Genomic DNA, 4,212 nt, shown 5'->3' with positions numbered 1-4,212 from the left:
TCCTTATCTGGCAAGAGACTTAATTGATTAGTTCGCTCTAGATAAAAAACAATTGACAAAAATCGCTAAATGCCTTTCTCTATAAGGGTTCCATCCCTTATAACCCCCGTCCATTGCATAACACAAACCGAAGAGCCATAATTTCAGCTATCACCACTACAATAAAATCACTACCATCAGGATTTACTCTCGGAAAATTTCAATTGCCTGACTACAGTTCTAAAGCTTCGTAGATGTATAATTTGTTCAAAAAACCGACGGTGCTGAAGTGATAACTAGGTAAAGGGGGAGGGAACCATAATTCCGTTTGATAAACGCTGAAAATGACAAAATTCTTTCTAGTGGTGTGAGTGGCGATCGCTTCTTGTAAAAAAGGATGACCCGTATCCACCAACATTTTACAGTAACCCCGTAAGAGAGCTTGCACCTCGAGGGAAGCTTGCGCCCGAGCGCAGACATTATCCTTAAGATAGCTAGTTAACCTCTGGGAAGCGTATTGTTCGTAATCTTGACGATTGGGGTTAGTTGTCAGCAATATCCCCGCAATTCCCCCTAAAACCACTCCTAACACTATTCCCCCTAACCGCGCCAATTTCATAAGCTCTCAAATCATCACTCACTTACCCTAACCATAGCCTGAATTAGGATAAAAAACCTCTTGTCAACCATTCGTCTTGTGCTATACTCGAAAAGGTGTACGGCGAGCGTAGCCAAGTGGTTAAGGCAGTGGATTGTGGTTCCACCACTCGGGGGTTCAAGTCCCCTCGTTCGCCCTCTTTTCAAGGCTCGTTGATAATTAGGCTTTGAGGGGGTTGATTGGCACTTACCCACTCAAATCCCCAATCAATTCGTTAACCTCAAAATAGTCTTTATGTACTGATAAATTTCGGTGAGAACGGTCAATGTGTTGGCTAGACTGTATTTGAGACAATTGAGCAAATTCTCGCTTCCAGAAAGGAGCGAACGGTGAGTAATTAGGGTTGGCTGAATAAATCTGAAAACCTTGTTGGGTAACACTTTTAGATCTTTTGTCAATCAAAAAGTACCGGATCTGGGAGTGATCGGGGCAAAATCCCTGGACTTTTTCCCTGAAAATTAGGTAATTGAACCCCTGAAAATGGGTAAAACCCCACACCCCACACCCCACACCCCGCACCCTGTCCCCACGAAAAACTTTTTGCCGCAAACCCTACTTACCGGTTAAGACGGCACTGGCGAAGCGGAGTAGCGATAACGTGATAGTTTAGATCCGATCGGTAATGTGATATTGGGACAATAATGACCAAAGTAAATCCGAAGTTAATTATTCATGGGGGAGCGAGTTCCCTAGAGGACAAAGGTGGTTTAGAATCAGTCCGCGATTCTCTCCGGGGGATTGTTAAGAATATTTACAACCTCCTTGACAATGGTGCTAGTGCTGTGGAGGCGGTGACAAAAGGATGTATGTTACTGGAGGATGAACCGCGATTTAATGCCGGGACCGGTTCGGTGGTGCAATCGGACGGTCAGGTGCGAATGAGTGCAGCCTTGATGGATGGTCGTCACCAGCGTTTAAGCGGTGTCATTAACGTCTCGCGGGTACAGAATCCCATTAGCCTGGCTCAATTTCTCCAAAGTCAAGAGGATCGCATTCTCTCGGAAATTGGAGCTGCAGATCTGGCCCGAGAATTACAAATTCCCCTCTATGATCCCCTCACCGATTATCGGATTCAAGAATGGATGGAGGAAAGAAAGACGAATTTTAATCGCAAAATGGCCCGTTTATTCGCCGATTCGTCAGCACAACGGGGAACTATCGGGGTAGTGGCCCTTGATCAACAAGGAGACATCGCCGCCGGAACTTCTACCGGAGGGAAGGGATTAGAAAGAATCGGTCGCGTTAGTGACAGTGCCATGCCGGCCGGCAATTATGCGAATCCATGGGCAGGAGTAAGTTGTACGGGGGTCGGGGAAGATATTATCGATGAATGTTTAGCCGCTAAGGTGGTTATTCGCGTCACCGATGGTTTTTCCCTCGCCGCTGCCGTGGAGAAATCCATGCGCGAATCCCAAACTAATGGTCGGGATCTGGGCATGATTTCCCTTGATCGTCAGGGGAATATTGTTTGGGGGAAAACGGCGGAAATTCTCTTGGCTGCCTATCACGACGGTCAGGCGATCGGTGATACCCTAGAATGGCACGGTGAAAATGTCGGTTTAATCGGTCATGTCGCCGTCGGATAGTGGAACAAACTGCGATCGAGCCTAGTCTTTTCGGTTAATCTGTACAAGATACTTCTTCTCGAAAATCTCCGTGTGGCAATACATTATTCCTATTTTTGACCCCGATGTGAAAAACTGGTCAGCCGAAGCGCGATTATTGCGCTGGATGACTTTTTTGTGGCTGTTAGTCGGGTTAGTGGTGCTTTTTTCCGCTTCCTACGCTCTGGCTGACAGTCGCTTTGATAACGGACTATACTATTTTATCCGCCAATTAATCTGGCTTTGGATTGGCTTAATTGGCTTTAATTTCCTGGTGCGATTGCCGATCGAGAAACTCCTCAAAATCGCACCCTGGATGATTTTATTAGTTTTAGGATTAATTTTGATCACTCTTATCCCCGGTTTGGGAACTAATATCAACGGTGCCACCCGTTGGATTAAAATCGGGCCGATTCTCTTGCAACCGTCGGAATTTATGAAACCGTTTCTCGTCCTGCAAGGGGCGGCGGTTTTCGGTGGTTGGCCGCGTTTAAATGTCAATCAACGGTTAACTTGGATCGCTATTTTTGGGCTAATTCTAGCGGGCATCCTCTTACAACCTAACTTGAGTACCACTGCTCTGTGTGGTATAACTCTCTGGCTGATCGCTCTTGCCTCCGGTCTGCCTTTATCCTACATGACCAGCACCGCTTTACTGGGTGTAACTATGGCCGTGGTTAGTGTTACTTTCCGCGAATACCAGAGAAAACGGATTTTGTCTTTCTTAAACCCCTGGCAGGATCCCCGGGGTGATGGTTATCAATTAGTGCAGAGTTTACTGGCGATCGGTTCTGGCGGAACCACCGGCAGCGGTTACGGTTTATCCCTACAAAAATTATCTTATCTACCCTTCCCGGATACGGATTTTATTTTCGCTGTCTTTGGCGAGGAATTTGGTTTTATTGGCGGTATTTTACTGTTAATCATGCTATTTCTCTACGCTACTCTCGCCCTCATCGTGGCGGTTAAATGTCGTCATCGCATCAAAAAATTAGTGGCGATCGGGGCGATGGTAATTTTAATCGGTCAATCCCTGTTAAATATCGGTGTGGCTACTGGTTCTTTACCCACTACCGGCTTACCTTTCCCTCTCTTTAGTTATGGCGGCAGTTCCAGTTTAGCCAGTCTCTTTTTAGCCGCCCTCTTAATCCGCGTGGCTAGGGAAGAAAATGACCCCGATCCGGTTTCCACCATTAAAAAAAGTCCTCAGAAAATTGTCTCGGTTTTCAGTCATCAGTGATGGATTGGGAATTATGAATTATGAAGTGGGGAAGTGGGGAAGCTGTCTCATCACCCTATCACCCCAAAACCCCCCGCAACGCGCAAGCAGTGACCCCCCTATCTCCTGATTCCTGACTCCTCACCCAATGTTCGACAAAGATAAGTAAAAATTATTGATTGACTCCAAAAACTTGAGAATATTTAAATTAACATTCCGCAATATTTACAAATTCTTAAGAATTAATTGAGAAAGATTTTTATTTAACAACGATGTTACAATGGTGACAGCGATTTGATAGAATTTCATAATCGGTTATTCTGTGCTTTTTTGGGTAGCAATGGTTGAAACCCTTGCCACACCTACAGGGTGATCCTAATTAAGACGGGTAAATCAGTCAATTTCACGGGCAACGATGATCTTTTTTTTGTGTAGTTTTATTGCAAAAAAAAAGTTTTTTTGACAAAAAGCACAAAGTATGATATTAGCCCAATGGACTTCTGGCTGCGAGTAATTATTGCAGAGAAGGGAAAGGGGAAAGGGGAGAAGGGAGAGGGGAGAAGGGAGAATAAATAGGGTTTGCGGCAAAAAGTTTTTCCTGGGGGCAGGGTGTGGGGTGTCGGGTTTGACCCATTTTCAGGTGGTCAATTACCTAGGGTTTGCGGCAAAAAGTTTTTCTTGGGGGCAGGGTGTGGCCCCCCCAACCCCCCCGACATCGGGGGGGCAGGTGGGGTGTAGGGTTTTACCGATTT

The 4,212-nt window shown here is 45.8% G+C and carries 3 protein-coding genes and 1 tRNA gene; 3 read left to right on the top strand and 1 reads right to left on the bottom strand.

Going from position 1 to position 4,212, the window contains the following annotated elements; translation table 11 throughout:
* Positions 1-211: 211 nt before the first annotated feature.
* Positions 212-598, bottom strand: a complete 387-nt coding sequence (locus PX482_RS14960; protein ID WP_002757343.1) for a DUF4359 domain-containing protein — start codon at positions 596-598, stop codon at positions 212-214.
* 102 nt (positions 599-700) lie between these two features.
* Here PX482_RS14960 and PX482_RS14955 point away from each other — a divergent pair.
* The 3 genes from PX482_RS14955 (at position 701) to PX482_RS14945 (ending at position 3,481) form a co-directional block, all read left to right on the top strand.
* Positions 701-773, top strand: a tRNA-His gene (locus tag PX482_RS14955).
* A gap of 505 nt (positions 774-1,278) precedes the next feature.
* Positions 1,279-2,223: an isoaspartyl peptidase/L-asparaginase gene (locus PX482_RS14950; RefSeq protein ID WP_002757342.1), complete on the top strand. Its 945-nt coding sequence runs from the start codon at positions 1,279-1,281 to the stop codon at positions 2,221-2,223.
* A gap of 70 nt (positions 2,224-2,293) precedes the next feature.
* The gene (locus PX482_RS14945; RefSeq protein WP_288027106.1) at positions 2,294-3,481 is read left to right on the top strand and encodes an FtsW/RodA/SpoVE family cell cycle protein; all 1,188 of its coding nucleotides are present in this window, start codon (positions 2,294-2,296) and stop codon (positions 3,479-3,481) included.
* Positions 3,482-4,212: the final 731 nt, after the last annotated feature.

The organism is Microcystis sp. M53602_WE12 (assembly GCF_030065455.1).
GTDB classification, from domain to species: Bacteria; Cyanobacteriota; Cyanobacteriia; order Cyanobacteriales; family Microcystaceae; genus Microcystis; species Microcystis aeruginosa.
The sequence above is the reverse complement of the archived record's forward strand: the minus strand, read 5'-3'. Positions and strand labels throughout refer to the sequence as shown.

What these genes read in the sequence shown, in the direction of transcription:
- PX482_RS14960 (WP_002757343.1), bottom strand. Translation starts at nt 598, where the DNA reads ATGAAATTGGCGCGGTTAGGGGGAATAGTGTTAGGAGTGGTTTTAGGG.
- PX482_RS14950 (WP_002757342.1), top strand. Translation starts at nt 1,279, where the DNA reads ATGACCAAAGTAAATCCGAAGTTAATTATTCATGGGGGAGCGAGTTCC.